Genomic DNA, 16,735 nt, shown 5'->3' with positions numbered 1-16,735 from the left:
ATGAAATAAAAAACCCTCCGGGGGACGCGCACTGCGGCGTATAAGGCAGATGTCGCGATGCGACCGCCGCAGGCGCGAGTTTCGCAAGCGAAACTCTATTTTATGTCAATCTTTATAGTTTCGCATATCCGAAACTGTTAATGAGTCCTTCGATCTTCTGCCCTGCCTTGCACATCGGACATTCATTGGGGGCATATACCTGGTAATTCGGCAGGTCTGAGCTTGTAAAGATCGTCTTTACTTCCATCCCGGCTACCTTGGAAATCGCACTGAACACACAGCAGATTCCACAGACAACGCCGCCATAATAGAGAACCGATTCGATCGCCTGATAAGCCAGTGCGCCTGTCGCCATCGAATCTGTGAGTATCAGCACCTGCTTTCCCTGGATCATCCTCTGATTGTTATCCCTGAACAGAATCTGGCCGGAAGAATCGAATTCCGGAGTTACCACGGAAATATTATTCCCCCCGCTCATAGACGCATTCGTACTGTCAGCAAGAGCCTCTGCCATGAAAGTACCGATCACCTCGGTATTCTTCAGGCAGACTATTGTATCCACCATCGTATTCATCAGATACTCCGAGGCCAGAGTCCTTGCAGTCTCCCGGGCATTATTGTGGCGTGTTTTAACAGTAGACATGTCAATATAAGTATTCACATGTGAGTGTCTGGTTGCAAAGTGGCCGCTCATAATCTTAATACGGGCCTTGGGGTTCTTCGTTGAGCGAAGATTCATTAATCTTTCATCCATACTGCCATCTCCCTTCTGGTAAAAACAAAAAGCTTTTCCTTAAATCTTACTAATCTTATTTTACCATATACAGGAAGAAAAGTGCAGTTAAATTATTTTTTTCGGGTCCTTCACATCTTTCAGCGCCGGCCAGACTGTAATCAGCATCGTGACAAAGCTGGCAGTCCCCCCGATCGCATTCGATACCGGCTCAGCCCAGAATACGCCTGCGGTCCCCATCCCATTGATCATTGGAAATAAGAGCGTCAGAGGGATGACTATAATCACTTTTCTAAACAGAGAAAAGAAAACAGCCTGCCTGGCACGATTCAGTGCCACATAGGTCGACTGTCCGGAAAACTGCAGCGCCATCATAAAGATACCGCAGAAATAGATCCTCATTGCAGGCACACCAGCCTGAATCAGTTCCGGTTCACTTGTAAACAGGCCCAGAAAGAATGACGGTGCAAAGAAAAGGACAGCCCACATCAGGCAGGTAAATATGATACAGCTCCCTGACATGAATTTGATCGCCTTTTTTACTCTGTCATAACAGCCTGCCCCGTAATTGTAACTAATCACCGGCTGTGCACCGGATGTCAGGCCAGTCACAGGCATAGTGATGATCTCCCTCACAGAATTGATGACCGTCATAATCCCCACATATAAGTCTCCCCCGTACCGGGACAGGGTCGCATTGCAGACAATCTGGACGGCGCCGTTCGTCACGGACATTACGAAACCAGAAGTTCCCAGTGCGGTTATTTCTTTCACAAGAGACTTACTCAGCCGCATAGAACTGCGGTCCAGTGTCAGTATCGCCTTTTCCCCTGTCAGGAATTTCAGAACCCAGACGGCAGAGAGTCCCTGCGAAATAACCGTTGCAATTGCAGCTCCCCTGACCCCCATATGAAAAACAAAGATCAAAAGAGGGTCCAGAATGATATTCGTTACAGCTCCGAGAATGACCGTCAGCATCCCCATCCTGCCGAATCCCTGTGCATTGATAAAATTATTCATGCCCAGACTGATCATGACAAATATCGTTCCGAACAGATAGATTGTGATATAAGAATCCGCATACGGGAAGGTCACATTACTTGCCCCGAACATGTAGAGAAGCGGCTTCTTGAATACAAGGCAGAGAAACATCAGTACTACACCCGTAAGAAGCAGCATGGAAAAAGAATTTCCCATGACTTTCTTTGCCTTCTCTTCCTCATGGGCGCCTCTCGCAATGGAGCACAGAGGTGCCCCGCCCATCCCGAACAAATTTGCAAAAGCCGTGATGACCGTAATAATCGGGAGAGTCAGCCCGATGCCTGTCAGAGCCTCTGCGGATGTATGGGGGATATGACCAATGTAGATTCTGTCTACAATGCTGTAGAGTACATTAATCAGCTGTGCCAGCGTCATAGGGAGTGCGAGCCCCAAAATATTACCGGCAATACTGCCCTGGCTGAAATCATTTTTTTCTGTCACATAAACCACTCTTTCATGCAAGGAAACCCCAGCGCCTGTCATAAGGCGCCGGGGTTCCACGTATTTTTCTAATCTCCCGTCATTCCTGAAAAGATTAGTTATTGATCAGCTTATCTTCATCACTCCAGCTGTAAAGCTTTCTTACTTCCTCGCCGACTTTCTCCGCCGGATGCTCAGCTGCAAGCTTTCTCATCGCTCTGAAGTGAGCCTGGCCGCCTGCTTCTGACATATCAAGCAGGAAGTCTTTTGCAAATGTACCGTCCTGAATGTCGCTTAAGATCTTCTTCATGTTCTTCTTAGTCTCGTCTGTAATGATCTTAGGTCCTGTTATGTAATCACCATACTCAGCTGTGTTAGAGATAGAATATCTCATTCCTGAGAATCCTGACTGATAGATCAGGTCAACAATCAGCTTCATCTCATGGATACATTCAAAGTAAGCATTTCTCGGATCATATCCTGCTTCTACCAGAGTCTCGAATCCTGCCTGCATCAGTGCACATACACCACCGCAAAGAACTGCCTGCTCTCCGAAAAGGTCTGTCTCTGTCTCTGTTCTGAATGTTGTCTCTAATACACCTGCTCTTGCCCCACCGATTCCGAGTGCATATGCCAGTGCCTTATCAAGAGCCTTTCCTGATGCATCCTGCTGTACAGCTACAAGACAAGGAACACCCTTTCCTGCCTGGTACTCACTTCTTACAGTGTGTCCCGGTCCCTTAGGCGCGATCATAGTAACGTCTACATACGGAGGCGGTACGATCTGTCCGAAGTGGATTGCAAAGCCGTGTGCGAACATCAGCATATTACCTTCTTCCAGATTTGGCTCAATGTCTTTTTTGTACATTGCAGCCTGTTTCTCATCGTTGATCAGAATCATGATGATATCTGCTTTCTTAGCAGCCTCTGCTGCCGTAAATACCTCGAATCCCTGTTCTTCTGCTTTCTTCCATGACTTGCTGCCCTCATAAAGACCGATGATAACGCTGCATCCTGATTCTTTTAAGTTCAAAGCATGTGCGTGTCCCTGGCTTCCGTAACCAATAACTGCGATTGTCTTGCCTTCTAACATGGAAAGGTTACAATCTTCCTGATAATAAATTTTTGCTGCCATTTTAATCTTCCTCCTAATTCTTTTTCATCAGAGCTTTTGTCTGATGATACATTACTTTGTATTGAACATCCCCTGCCCAATAGATTTATGAGTTAAAGGCGCTCTGCCTCTAGCTTCCGGTAGTCTTACCTGCACTTTTCCACGGTACCGGCCATACTCAGTCGATGAATGTGACGTCCTTGATGCCTCTCGCCAGACCGGTGATTCCTGTTCTTGCCAGTTCCAGAATCTCATATCCGTCCAGAAGATTCAAAAATGCTTCCAGCTTGGACTGGTTCCCTGTCAGTTCGATGATCATGGACTCCTTCTCGACATCTACAATCTTGGCCCTGAAGATATCTGCGATAGAGATTACTTCCGGACGCTGTGCAGCGTTGGCACGGATCTTCACCATAATCAGCTCCCGGTAAACGGATTCCCCGTCTTTGAGGACTTTGATTTCAATGACATCCTCCAGCTTGCGGACCTGCTTCTCAATCTGGGAAAGGATCAGCTCATCTCCGCTTGCCACTACAGTGATTCTTGTAAATCTTGGATCTGCAGTCATGCCTGCAGTGATACTGTCAATGCTGTAGCCTCTTCTGCTGAAAAGACCCGCAATCCGGCTCAGTACACCTGGATTGTTATCAACCAGCAATGAATAAACCTGTCTTCTCATATGCTTCCCTACTTTCTTAAACAACTTCAGAAATGCAAAAACAGAGTGCGTTCTGTTTTTTAATCATATCAAGTTCCATTTTCTTTGTCAAGAGCTTTTCAGAATTTCTTATTTTTTATCTGCTTCCCATTTCTTCATATACTGAATAACATCTCTCACTACCATAAGGTTGCGGACATCCTTCATCGGTATCTCCGCCTGAAATTTTTCTTCAAATGCACATACAAGGTTTGCTACATCCATTGAATTCAGCGCCAGGTCCTTCACAAACTCTGTATCCATCGTCAGGTGCTGTACGCCTGTCACCTCATCTACAATTTCTTCTACGATGTGCAGCATTTCCTCCTCTGTCATAGGCTCACCTTCCTTCTCTGGATTTTCTGCATAGACGTTTTCTGAAACTCTGACTCTGAGAGTTTCACAGACTGGATCCTTTTGTAGACAGGCAGTCTGCTGTTCAGTCTTGTAATCTCCTCCTGAATATTTTCCAAAATTTTGTAGTTGTCCGTCTCATCCGTTTTACTCATATCTACACAGATCAGTGCGGACAGTCTCACTTCGTCTGGCGCATTTCCCGTACTTTCTCCATATACCATGACTTCCTTTACAAGAGGAATCTGGTGGATATAGGCTTCCAGTTCCTCAGGCACGACTTTTTTTCCGTTGTTAAACACGATCAGATTCTTTTTTCTTCCGCAGATGAACAGGAATCCTTTCCTGTCCAGATAGCCGATATCTCCGGTATGGAACCAGCCGTCCGTAAAACTCTCCTCCGTAATTCCGGGATTTTTATAGTATTCTTTAAACACGCAGGGGCCTTTCACAAGAATCTCCCCGTCTGCAATCTTCATTTCGATTCCCGGAAGCAGAAGTCCTACAGAGTTGATTCTGTTTTGTCCGCGTATACTATTGCTGATCAGCGGACTGCACTCTGTAATCCCGTATCCCTGAAGCAGGTCGATGCCATAGGCTGTGTATTCCTCCGCTATCTTTTCGTTCAAATGCGCGCCTCCGCAACAGATTGTTTTGAGAGAATCCCCCATGATTTCTTTCATCCCGTTTACAAGGACCGGTTTTTTCAGAAATACACTCTTACGGAACCTTTCCACGGCCTGTTCTGTCTGTTCCCGGATCCCCAGTTTTTCCTGCACACGGTGTATCTCTTTTAAGAGGTTTTCCAGAACAAGCGGCACTGCCATGATAATTTCCGGGCTATATAACTTAATATCGCGGAACAAAGTCTTCAGATTGCCGTTGATACAGATATTCTGGCCGTGGGCAAGTATGTTCAGTATGCCACAGCCCAGCGAATAGGTATGGTAAAGCGGGAGCGGGTTGAACATCCGGTCTTCCAGCTTTACGGAAGCCTGACAGCAGCAGGCATCATACATCATGTTGTAATGGCTTAAGACTACCGCTTTGGACACACTCGTCGTACCCGATGTGTAGACGATCGCAAGCGGCGTCTCTTTCTCCACCTTTTTCCCAAAGCTAAAATCCCGGATTCCTGCCGCCGATACAGCGGCACGACCTTCCCGGATCATCTGCACGAAATCACTCTCCATCGGAATGGCGAATCCATTCTTCCAGCCATCGAATGCCGGCAGGAACTCCTTCTGGGCAATAACAAAGGAAGCGTCTGCAAAATCAGCCAGATTTACAATTTCATTCTCCGGCTGCTCAACATCAATCGGAACTCCAACGGAACCGATGCAGCCGGCAGCACAGAATGCAACGATCCATTCATAGGAGTTTTCCCCTACAATCCCGATATGCTTTCCGGCCATTTTTCTCTGTGCCATCATATATGCGGCGCCCTGCACGTCTTTAGCGAATTCCCCGTATGTAACGCTCAGCTCTTCCCGGTCTCTCCCGAACATAGTAATAGCTTTCTTTTCTGTATAGAGGTCCTTTACCTCCAACAGACATTCCGGAAGGGTTTCATATACTTTTACATCTCTATATAATGTCTTCTGTTCCATAATCCGCATATCTCCCTTTGTTATTTTCTTCATAAGTCCACTGCAGTTCCCCACATATCGTATCGTAATCTTCCAACACTTCTAAAAATGCATCCACAAGGCATGGGTCAAACTGACTGCCTTTCCCTGTCCTGAGCTGTACCACCGCCTGATCAAAAGAAAGCCTCTTTCTGTAATGCCTGTCTGACATCATTGCATCAAAGGCATCTGCAATCGATATGATCCTTGCCTCCTTCGGAATTCCTTCCCCCATCCGCTTTTTCGGATAACCGGTCCCGTCGAAACGCTCGTGGTGGGCACAAACGATATCACCGATTGCATTAAACATGTCCATGCAGGCCAGAATATTTGCCCCGATTCCCGGATGCTTCTTTATTTCCGTAAATTCGTTTTCCGTCAGCCGGTCCGGTTTGCTTAAAATAGCATCAGATACTCCAATCTTCCCGACATCATGCAAAAGCCCGGCGATACGGACTCTGTTAATAAACACTTTGTCGTCAGATACTTTCTTTGCAAGTTCCACCCCGTAAAATGATACTCTGTCGGAATGCCCCCTCGTATACAGATCCTTCGCATCCACCAGAAGACGCAGCGCCTCTACTGTCTGCATAAAACTGTCCCGCAGTCTTTTATTCATGCTCGAAAGTCTGACATTATTTGCGTTCAGCAGGATTTTCAACAGTGCATTGTGAAGCGCAGTTGTAACCTGTTCCGCATAAACCGAAAGCAGAGCCTCCATCGTGATATCAGGACGTTCTTCCATCTCCGCCCCGAGCACACCAAGTATCATCTCATTTTTTCCAAGAAGCGGTACCAGCAGTACATGTTTTTCATCCTGAAAAATAATTCTGCGTTCATTCAGACTCTGTCTGATTACCCCCACCACTTCAGGATAATTTTCTCTTTCAAATTCGAAAAAAGACATCTCATATTTTCCGGCCCCCCGGTAAATATCCGCAGGCAGCTCAGCTGTATCAATATCAGTCAGTATGCTGTCCGGTTTCACCCATACAAAGCAGTCCTGAGATCTTGTCAGTTCCTTTAATTCAGTCAGGACCTGTCTGCACAGTTCATCCACCGGGAGCATCTGGTGCAGATGCGGGATTGCTGTCAGAATGCTGGACAATCCATCCTGGTAGCGGTAAATGGTATTAATATGGCGGATACATTTTACACAGCTTTCCACAAGCAGTTCCAACTGGTCATACCTGCTGCTTTTTTCACAATATCCCTGAATTTCCAACTCCCGGATCGTATTAAGGGGCGGTGCCAGTTCCTTGTGGCCCGTCAGCATGATCACATAGATTCTCTGATCGAATTTCCTGAGCCTCGCCACCACTTCGTCCCCACAGACCGGTGTCATAATAAAATCCAGAATTAGAATATCATAATGCTCTTCTTCCATCTGCCTCAGCGCTTCCAGTGGGTTCTCCTGTGTCACCACCTCATAGCCCTTTGTCCGGAAATTAGCCCCCAAAGCCTCCAGGATATTCCTGTCATCATCAAGAATAAACATTTTAAATCCATTTTTTTCTTTTCCAGCTCTATTCTTACGCATGTTTCCTATCCTCTCTCCTCATCAGGAAGCTCGACAAAAAAGCTTGCCCCGCCGTCCTCATTGTCCTCAACCCATATTTTTCCTCCAAATCTTGCCCGGATGATTTCCGCCGAGCTGTACAGTCCCAGTCCCGTACCCTTCGTTCCTTTTGTCGTATACATGGATCGGAAAAGTTTCTCCTTCACATCATTCGGAATACCGCACCCCTGGTCCCTTACCATCATACAGATGCTGTGTTCTGTCCGAAAGGCTCTCAGCTTTATTTCCCCGCCTCTTCCTTCCATCGCATCACAGGCATTATCAATCAGGTTATTAATTACCTGGACCATATTATTGATATCCCCGTGTATTACATTCCCCTCGGGCAGCTCGTTCGAAACGATGAGCCGGCAGCCGTTCTTTCCCAGTTTTCCCTTTAAAAACATCTGGACTCTCTTTATCAGCTCGTCAATGGTAAATTCACCTTCCGAAGACGTGCTCAGATTTGCTGCCATTCCTTTTACCGTAGTAATAATATCGGACATATAAGCACAGCATTCTTTGATTCTTTGAAGCCAGCCGGACATTTCATCCGCAATCTCCTTATGGTCCTCTACGGTCACATCCTGATCTCCGATACTATCCTTATATTCTCTTACCAGATCTTCCAGAAGCGCCACATCACCAGACACGGCCATAATAGGAGTCTTCAGGTTATGTGAAATACTTCCGATCATCTGGCCGAGGGAGATCAGCCGTTCCCGCTCCATTGCCCGGCTCAGGTTCTGCTGTTTCCTGCGCATCTCTTCCTTTAATTTTGTCACGTCCCTGAACATGGCCAGTACCCCTGCCAGCCTGTGTTTGACCAGAATCGGGGTTAGTTCTACAGAATAATAAAATTTTCCTTCCTCACAGAGGATGGCCTGCTCATAAGATATAATATTAACCGACTGCTTACATACATCAAAAAAATTGAGCAGATTATAGATGACATCCTTTTTCCGGTCCTCCAGTTCTTCCACAATCCTGTTCAGGTAGCTGTTAATCCTCATATGGTACTTATCCCCGAATATCTCCTCAAAAGCCGTATTGCTGTAAATGATGCAGCTGTCCGCAGACAGGATTGCATATCCTTCCGAAATATTGTCCACCATATTTTCCAGCGCCGCCGGCTTGATATTAAGGAAATTAAAATAATAGACCGCGATCCCGTGGCATATAATCGTGACCAGAAAGGCAAGCGGTGTTGCCGATATTGGCAGATTCACCACCTTCAGTGTTGCCAGCAAGTTGGTGAAAAGCGGAACCAGAAGCCCGCCGATAAACAGGCCAACCTGCCCCCACACCCTCCTCACACGGCTTTTTAAACCGAAACGTATCATGATTATAAGGACAAACAGGGAATAAATATAATACTGCAGCCCTGAAATAATAAACAGAGGTCCAAAACGCACCTCAGAGGCATAGATGGAAAACCTGCGATAGAACAGGTGGTGCAGCGGATTTGTAAATACAATCAGGGATGACAGGGCCGGCAGCAGATACAGCAGCCAGTAATTCCGCGGTACTTTCACAAGATTTTTTGTAAAAATAAGCGAGATCATCAGTATTGTCATAATAAGCAGTGCAGAACATGCACATGTAATGGCATCCAGCACCTGCCAGATGCCCACCTTTTTCGTATGCTCCATACCAATGATCGCCACCAGCCAGACGAGCAGGAAGGCCGCCGAAGACAGGTACAATTTCTGCACTGCACTGAGTCTGCCCTTCAAAAAGCAGCTGACTATAAAAAATGCAAGAACCGCAGCAGATACATCCAATATGTGGCCGACAATTGTCATACCTTTCCCTCACTTCCTTCCTGTAAAAAACACATCTTTTGTTTATCAATATCTGGTTTCTGCCACCAGAAATCCAGTTCCGCCAATTTTTTTAGTGTCTTGTCCTGACGAAGCTGCACCATACTCCCGTCTGTTTTTCCTTCATACCACACCTGTGCCAGTGCCTGTATATATGGTGAATCAGACTCTGTCATACGTTTCTCAAGCATATGCTCAAAGTCATCGGCAGACACTCGCTCTATTGGTGCACAGGCTTTGGCAAGCGGTCCGATCTCAGTCTCGTACGGGCAGTATATGTGGTATGTTCCGCCTGTTGAACCACTTAATCTGACCACGGCCTCCGCGGCCTGATTGACAGGTGTCAGCTCGATCGGCTGATGATAGAGGGCCTCCGGCATCATTCCCAGTTCCAGAATGCCTTTGATCAGCCGGTAATATGCATTTGACTGTGGGTTCTTCTGGAATTTTCCATTATAAGAATTAGCCGCCAGCCTTCCGATCCTGAATATTCTTGCATGCGCTCCTTCTTTCACGGCATCATCTACCAGCTTTTCTGCAAGGAGTTTGCTCTTGACATAAGGATTATCCTGCCAGTTCTGCCCGGCATCCAGATCTTCTTCATGAAAGGTATATGTCCGGCCCGGTTCCTCCAGAAGCCTGTTTCCGGCCACACTGACAGTCGACATGTGCATCATTGCCGCACCTGCCTTTTTCACAAAATGCAGTACCTCCGCGGTCCCATCTATATTTGTACGGTTCAGCTCCTCCGGCGGCGCATAGTGTCTGACATCCGCCGCACAGTGGAATACGCGTGTCACTTCCTGTACCATTTTGTCATAGATATCCGGTGGCAGCCCGAACCCTTCCTTTGTTATGTCACCAGTGGCAATTTCAATGCGCCCCGCGTACTTCTCATAAAAACCGGAATCAAAATATGTATCCAGAACCTCTTTCAACCGTTCCCCGTTCCCTCTGACCAGGCAGTATACTTTCTCACCACCATACTCCAGCAGTTTTTTTAGAATATAACTTCCCAGATATCCGGATGCACCGGTCAGGAGTATGGCTCCCAGTGAACAGATACATTCATCCACCCCCGCTGATTTACGTGGAATTTCCGGCGTCACTGTCTGCTCCTGTGCCGTTTTCTGCTCCCCATCCCACTTTTTGCCAGATAAAAGCTTTTCCTGAGCATCAAGTGTCGGATAATGATAAAAATCATTGATGCTGAAATCGTACTGTTTCTGATGATACCTGTTCAGAATCAGGATAGCCATAAGAGATGTTCCTCCCTGCTCAAAAAAAGAAACTTCCGGGTCGGGGTCTTTTCCGAGCACTTCCCGCCACAATACAGCGATTTCACTCATTTCTCTTTCTCCTGCTTCTGCAACAGATTTTATATCCGGCAGTGCAAGTTTCTTCAAATCCGTTTTACCGCTTGCCGTTCTCGGCATTTCTGTAAATGTCAGGATTTCAGAAGGAATCATATAATCTGGGAGTCTTTCTAACAGAAATTCTCTAAGTGCCCCTTCCTGATAACCGGGGGCCGCTACCGCAGCACCTCTTAAATACTCTGGAATCCCGTCCCTTAGCACGGGAACAACTGCAGCCTCTTTCACCATCCCTGACTGCTGCATAACTTCTGCAATTTCCAGGGGTTCAATTCTGTGTCCATTCAGCTTCAGTTGTGTGTCAACACGCCCCAGACACTGCCAGTTTCCATCCGCCCTGAGTCTGCCGAGATCTCCGGTGCGGTACATCTTCTCTTCTTTTGAGTAACAGTCCGGCACAAATACCTCCTCTGTCAGTTCCGGCTGGCCAATATAACCGGCTGACAGGCATTCCCCGGCTATATATATTTCCCCCACCGCAGTCGGCGGCAGCGGCTTTCCTTTTTCATCCAGCAGGTAGTAGCGGCAGTTTCCGATAGGCTTTCCTATATGGATGCTGTCCTCATCCGTAATATCTCCCTGGCAGTTATGGACAGACGTTTCCGTCGGGCCGTAGATATTGAAGATTCTGGCATCTGTGAGGTCCTTCAGCCTCCTTTTAAGCTCCATCCCCCACGGCTCACCGAGAAGGATAATCCTGTGTATGCCGCTCAGACTCGCACAAAAGCTTTCATCACCCAGACACATCTGCAGTCTGGACGGAGTCAGCTGGAGGATCGTTACCCGGTCCCTCCTGATCCGCTCTGCCATCTTCCACGGGAGCAGCATTTCTTCTTCATCCGCAATACTGACCGGATACCCCTTCCCCAGCGCCAGAATTGTTTCTGTTGTAAACACGTCAAATACACAGTTGGATGCACAGAGGATTTTTTCATCCCACGTACCAAGCAGTGGTTCCAGATGCGCTGACAGATTCGACAGCGCCCTGTGAAGCATGACAACCCCCTTCGGCTTTCCTGTTGTACCGGATGTAAAGATCACATTTGCCGCATCGGATGACTGGTGCTTCCTGTGAAACACTGAATCTCCCTTTAAACGGAGCAGCTCCTCCTCATCCCAGACCAGTGCCTCACAAGGCATCCCGTCCAGAACGAGTTCCTCCTGCCCGTAAACGGCCATCCGGACCCCCGCCTGCTCAAGCATGTACCTGATCCGCTCTTTCGGAAAAGACGGGTCTACCGGCACATAGGCTGCCCCGGCTTTCAAAATGCCGAACATAAGGACTGGCATCAGCCCCGTCCGTTTCGTCAGGAAGGCGACCTTGTCCCCTGCTGTAATCCCTTTGTTTTCCAAAACAGTGGCAAGTAGATCGCTTTTTTCCTTTAATGTTCCGAACGTGTCAAACTGCCCATCGCCCCACTGTACCGCTATTCTATCCGGGTTGGCTGCGGCTGTTTCGTCCAACAGGCAGTCCACGGGTGCCGCATCATAGGGCGTGCGGATTCTCCTCGGCTGCTCCAGAAGGCGGATTCTGTCCGCCGCATCCAGCATCTCTATGACGCCCAGCCTCTTTTCAGGATGTTTCAGCACCTCTTTAAGTCCCTGCACACAGCATCTTCCATAAAAAGCAATGGTTACCTCGTCGAACAGGCTCTTCGCATACTCGAAACGGAAACGGTACCCGCCCTTCATGTAAGTCACTTCCAGATTCAGGTCCATCTTGACTGCATGTGTATCATAAGGCATGTAAATAAGGTCTGCACCCCCAATAGTAACATCCTCCTTCTGCAAAGGAGTCATGGTAAACAGAATGTCAAACAGTGTATTTCTATCTCTTGATCTCTCTGCACCGGAAAGCCCGGTCAGCTCTTCCATCGAAATTTCCTGATGATCCAGCATTCCGGACACTGTATGACGGACATTATGCAGATACGTTTCAAAAGTCAGCTCCGGGTCCGCATGGATGAACACAGGAAGTGTATGTACAAAAACACCTGTCATTTCCTCCATGTTCTGTTCATGCCGCCCGGAAACAGGGGTTCCGGCCACTACCTTTTCTGATCCTGAATACCGGCTGACCAGAAGGCCGTAAACTGACAAAAGAAGAATGAACGGTGTCACCTCATGCTCCTCGCAGAATTCTTTTATGCTGCCGCTTAAGGCTTCCGAAAGAACAAAGCAGTGCTCCGCCCCCTTTCCGTCAAACACTGGCGGTCTTGGCCGGTCAAGGGGAAGTGTTTTCTCCGGCAGGGAGTTCCTCATCTGTTCCATCCAGAATTTCCTGCCGGAATCCCTCCCCTGACCGGAATTTTCCTTCACCCACCATGCATAATCGGCATATGTAAGTTCCGGTACTTTTACTTCGCCGCCCCGGTAGTACAGGTCGAGCCTGTGAAGCAGAATCTGCATGCTGATTCCGTCAGAGATAATGTGATGCATATCCAGAAGAAGCCCCGGCTCATTTTCCGGGAGCTTAACCATTGCCGCCCGGAACAAAGGTCCCTTCTCCAGGTCAAACGGGCGCACAAAATGATGCATGGCCTCTTCAAATCCGGCCGCTTCCATCCATTCCATCCGGAAGTCACTCTGGGGGAGCACTCTGGCCGTCACCTGTCCGCTTTCAATCATAAAAACAGTCCTAAGTACCGGATCCTGTTCTGCCATTTTGCGGAAAGCCTGTTCCAGTCTCGGGAAATCCAGCCATGTACCAAGTCGGAAGGCCATCGGCATATTATAGCTGATCTTTGTCTCATCCAGCTGCTGGAGAACATAAAAACTTTCCTGAGAAGGCGTCAACGGATAAAATGCCTGTTCTTGAGCCTTCTTTATGCCTGCTTTCCGATTCCCACTTTCAACCGCCTTCCCCCGGATCAGGTTGCCGAGTCTTCTCAGTGTGGAACAACCATATAATTCTGTAACCGATATACTCCTTGAAAATTCTTTTTCTACCTCCAGAAGCATCAGCACCGCATTCAGGGAATCGCCGCCTGACCGGAAGTAATCCGATTGTACTCCCAGTTCTTCCCGCTTAAGTACCCGTTTCCAGATATCGAGAAGGACTTCTTCCACTTCATCGGCAGGATGTACCTGCTCATTTGTAATAACCGGTTTTTCCAGCAGTCTGAAATCGACTTTTCCATTTGTGGTAAGCGGCAGTTTTTCTACCCTTACCGCTGCAGCCGGTATCAGATACCGCGGCAGGTAATTTGCGGCGTAGGTAAGTAGTGCTTCCTCTGTCAGTTCTTCATCTCCCGCAAAATACGCAGTCAGCATCCCTTCTGATACCGTCACTGCCGCCGTCCGGACTCCGGGATGGAGCATGAGCACGGATTCTATCTCGGAAAGCTCAATTCTGTGTCCAAGCAGTTTTACCTGGTCGTCTTTCCTTCCCAGATAAAAGATTCTCCCGTCTTCCGACCATTTCCCATAATCACCGGTGCGGTATATCCGCGCCCCCTTTATAAACGGGTCCGCAAGGAAACTCTCCTTTGTCAGTTCCTCCCGGCTATGATACCCTCTTGCCAGACATTCACCTCCGATATAAATCTCACCGGCTGAACCGGGCGGCAGCGGGTTCATATATTCATCCAGTATATAGATCCTGCAGTTCTGCAGGGGGGCACCGATATTGACGGATTCCCTGCCGTTTACTGCTGCATGGCTGACTGCCACTGTCGCCTCGGAAGGTCCATACTGGTTGTATACCACCGCTGATGTAAGGCCTGAAAGAGTTCTGTAAAGCTGCAGAGGAAAACTCTCTCCTCCGCATATGATCGTTTCCAGATGAGACAGTGCTTTTCTAAATTCTTCTTCTGCCATATAAGCGGATAATCTGGACGGCGTCAGCGCCATAAACCCAGCATCGTAATTCAGAATCAGCCTGCCGATCTTCCGGGGATGATTCATTTCCTGACCGGAAGCCATAACGATCGTCTTTCCGTTTAAAAGTGCGGACACACTTTCCAGCAGAAAGGCATCGAATCCCACATTACAGATCGAAAGGACCGCGCCCTTTGGATATAGTGGCTGCATGGCTGCGGCCAGATTCACAACACTGTGCTGTTCCACTTCTACCGCCTTCGGAAGACCTGTGCTGCCGGATGTATAAACCAGATATGCCAGATCATCCGGTTGTGATAATACAATGGGATCAGTGGAAACCGGGCTGTCCTTTCCAGAAATAAGCGCGGTAAACTCCAGGACATGTACTGCAGTGTCCTGCCCCCATAACATTTCTTTTCGGGCGTCTTCCCCATCCAGTGCCTGACTGTCATCAGTAATGACAAACAGCGCATGGCTGTCTGCCAGCAATTCCTCTTTCCTCATGGATGGCAGCTCTGTATCTATAAAAAGCCAGCTGTTACCTGAAAATATGATACCTGTAAGCGCGGCAAACAAACGGTCACTGCGTTCCATCAGCAATGCAACCGTTCCTTGTTCATCCCCTGTTATCTCCCTGATTCTTTCGGAAATGATTCCCGCCTGTCTTCCCAGCTCTTTATATGATATTCTTTTTCCTTCAAATATAACGGCTGCCCGGTCCGGATACAGCTGCATCATCTCATCCAGCTTTTGTGCAATACATTTTTCACGTTCATACCATGTATCCGTCTGGTTAAAATCAAAGATGACCCTCTCCTCGGTCTCCTCGCCAAGCAGGGAGAGGCAGGATATCGGCTTGTCCGGTTCCCGGAGGGCTTCTTTTAGGATGCGTGAAAGCGTTTCATGGAGCTTCTCTATTTCCTGTTCACTGAAAATCTGTGTCAGATAATCATAATCTACCGTAAACTGGTTTTCTCCGTCGCGGCTGCTTAAATGAATGCACAGCGCTTCGCTCTGGTAACCACTGTACAGCCACCGGCCTTCCAGAAAAACACGGGCCCCCCTTAAATGGTCCATCTTACCGTTCTGATAGGACAGCACAATGTGGAACAAAGGCTCGTTTCCTTCGTGGCCGCCTTCCTGAGCCAGTTTTTTTATATATTCAAACGGGATTCTTTGATGGCACAATAAGGAAAACCAGTCAGACTGAAGCTTTTCATTAAACTGGTTCCATGACATCGAAATATCAAGTTCATTCACAAATGGCAGTGTATTGACAAACATCCCGCCGGCCTGCTTTTCCCTGTAATTGAGTCTGTTGATTGTCGGCACACCGATGCAGAATCTCTCCTGCCCTTTCATGCGCCTTAAGTAAATCGCCAGACCCATGTAAAAGACCGCAAACGGAGAAACCTTCTCTTTCTCACAAAAACTGCCAATCAGACGGTTCAGGCGATTGGATAACCGGTATGATTTACGATAACCGACAGGGCTTACGAGAGCACACTGGTACTCTTTTGCCAGTCCCGGTGAAATATTTTTCAAAGCCTCTTTCCAGTACCTTTTATCTTTCTCAAAGGCTTTGGATTGTAAATAATTTTGTTCATTTATGATATGCTCCTCATAAAACGGGACAGCCTCATGATCAGGCTTAAGACCGCTAAGGAGCCGGAAATAATTATGAATGATATGATTGGTAACCAATGCGTGAGACCATGCATCGGCGATGATGTGGTGTACTCTTGTAAGGATCCCGCCACTGCTCTCAGATGTCTTAAATAATAACATCTCACACAGGGAATGGTCCTCGAGCATAAAATGCTCTCTGGCAACAGAATGGAACCAGGTCGTAAGCCCTTCCTCATCCGTTTCCGTGAAATCGAATAAAGCTGTCCTTCCCGGCAGTTCCTCTGTAATATATTGTCCGGGCTTTCCGTCCCTCACTGTGATTCTTGTGCGAAGAGACGGAAATGCCCGGAACGCAAGTTCCATGCACGTCTGAAGATACTCCAGATTTAGATTCCCTTCTATTTTCAGTGCTGTACATATGTTGTTCATGGGGAGTCCCGGGTGTGCCATTTCCAGGTTCCAGATATTCATCTGGCTGGAGGATAATGGCAGGCAGTTCATATCTGACAATTTATCTTCTCCGTACATTTTGCTTTCTCCTAT

General features: G+C 47.7%; 9 protein-coding genes. All 9 read right to left on the bottom strand.

Going from position 1 to position 16,735, the window contains the following annotated elements; all coding sequences use genetic code 11:
* Positions 1 to 112: 112 nt before the first annotated feature.
* Complete coding sequence (locus DWX43_RS02520; RefSeq protein ID WP_109729234.1) at positions 113 to 754, bottom strand: orotate phosphoribosyltransferase; 642 nt, start codon at positions 752 to 754, stop codon at positions 113 to 115.
* 87 nt (positions 755 to 841) lie between these two features.
* Positions 842 to 2,215: an MATE family efflux transporter gene (locus DWX43_RS02515; RefSeq protein ID WP_109729817.1), complete on the bottom strand. Its 1,374-nt coding sequence runs from the start codon at positions 2,213 to 2,215 to the stop codon at positions 842 to 844.
* A gap of 94 nt (positions 2,216 to 2,309) precedes the next feature.
* A complete protein-coding gene (gene ilvC / locus DWX43_RS02510) occupies positions 2,310 to 3,329 on the bottom strand; it encodes a ketol-acid reductoisomerase (RefSeq protein WP_109729233.1) in 1,020 nt (339 codons plus the stop codon).
* A gap of 157 nt (positions 3,330 to 3,486) precedes the next feature.
* Complete coding sequence (ilvN, locus tag DWX43_RS02505) at positions 3,487 to 3,987, bottom strand: acetolactate synthase small subunit (RefSeq protein ID WP_109729232.1); 501 nt, start codon at positions 3,985 to 3,987, stop codon at positions 3,487 to 3,489.
* Positions 3,988 to 4,095: 108 nt separating this feature from the next.
* Entirely contained in the window at positions 4,096 to 4,341 is a 246-nt protein-coding gene (locus DWX43_RS02500; RefSeq protein WP_243099235.1) for a phosphopantetheine-binding protein, read from the bottom strand.
* Positions 4,338 to 5,969, bottom strand: a complete 1,632-nt coding sequence (locus DWX43_RS02495) for an AMP-binding protein (protein ID WP_118618608.1) — start codon at positions 5,967 to 5,969, stop codon at positions 4,338 to 4,340. Before DWX43_RS02495 ends, DWX43_RS02500 begins: the two co-directional genes overlap by 4 nt.
* On the bottom strand, positions 5,947 to 7,527 hold the full coding sequence (locus tag DWX43_RS02490; RefSeq protein ID WP_118618606.1) for an HD domain-containing response regulator: 1,581 nt from the start codon (positions 7,525 to 7,527) through the stop codon (positions 5,947 to 5,949). The genes DWX43_RS02495 and DWX43_RS02490 overlap by 23 nt, the downstream gene beginning before the upstream one ends.
* 5 nt (positions 7,528 to 7,532) lie before the next feature.
* Positions 7,533 to 9,350 carry a histidine kinase N-terminal 7TM domain-containing protein gene (locus DWX43_RS02485; protein ID WP_118618604.1) on the bottom strand — a complete coding sequence of 606 codons (1,818 nt, stop codon included), beginning with the start codon at positions 9,348 to 9,350 and terminating at the stop codon, positions 7,533 to 7,535.
* Positions 9,347 to 16,720, bottom strand: a complete 7,374-nt coding sequence (locus DWX43_RS02480; protein WP_118618602.1) for a non-ribosomal peptide synthetase — start codon at positions 16,718 to 16,720, stop codon at positions 9,347 to 9,349. The genes DWX43_RS02485 and DWX43_RS02480 overlap by 4 nt, the downstream gene beginning before the upstream one ends.
* Positions 16,721 to 16,735: the final 15 nt, after the last annotated feature.

It is taken from the genome of Clostridium sp. AF19-22AC, assembly GCF_003479085.1.
GTDB classification, from domain to species: domain Bacteria; phylum Bacillota; class Clostridia; order Lachnospirales; family Lachnospiraceae; genus Faecalicatena_A; species Faecalicatena_A orotica.
The sequence above is the reverse complement of the archived record's forward strand: the minus strand, read 5'-3'. Positions and strand labels throughout refer to the sequence as shown.

Excerpts from the sequence above, each read along its gene's own strand:
- DWX43_RS02520 (WP_109729234.1), bottom strand. The coding sequence starts at position 754 with ATGGATGAAAGATTAATGAATCTTCGCTCAACGAAGAACCCCAAGGCC.
- ilvC (WP_109729233.1), bottom strand. The coding sequence starts at position 3,329 with ATGGCAGCAAAAATTTATTATCAGGAAGATTGTAACCTTTCCATGTTA.
- ilvN (WP_109729232.1), bottom strand. The coding sequence starts at position 3,987 with ATGAGAAGACAGGTTTATTCATTGCTGGTTGATAACAATCCAGGTGTA.
- DWX43_RS02500 (WP_243099235.1), bottom strand. The coding sequence starts at position 4,341 with ATGACAGAGGAGGAAATGCTGCACATCGTAGAAGAAATTGTAGATGAG.
- DWX43_RS02495 (WP_118618608.1), bottom strand. The coding sequence starts at position 5,969 with ATGGAACAGAAGACATTATATAGAGATGTAAAAGTATATGAAACCCTT.
- DWX43_RS02490 (WP_118618606.1), bottom strand. The coding sequence starts at position 7,527 with ATGCGTAAGAATAGAGCTGGAAAAGAAAAAAATGGATTTAAAATGTTT.
- DWX43_RS02485 (WP_118618604.1), bottom strand. The coding sequence starts at position 9,350 with ATGACAATTGTCGGCCACATATTGGATGTATCTGCTGCGGTTCTTGCA.
- DWX43_RS02480 (WP_118618602.1), bottom strand. The coding sequence starts at position 16,720 with ATGTACGGAGAAGATAAATTGTCAGATATGAACTGCCTGCCATTATCC.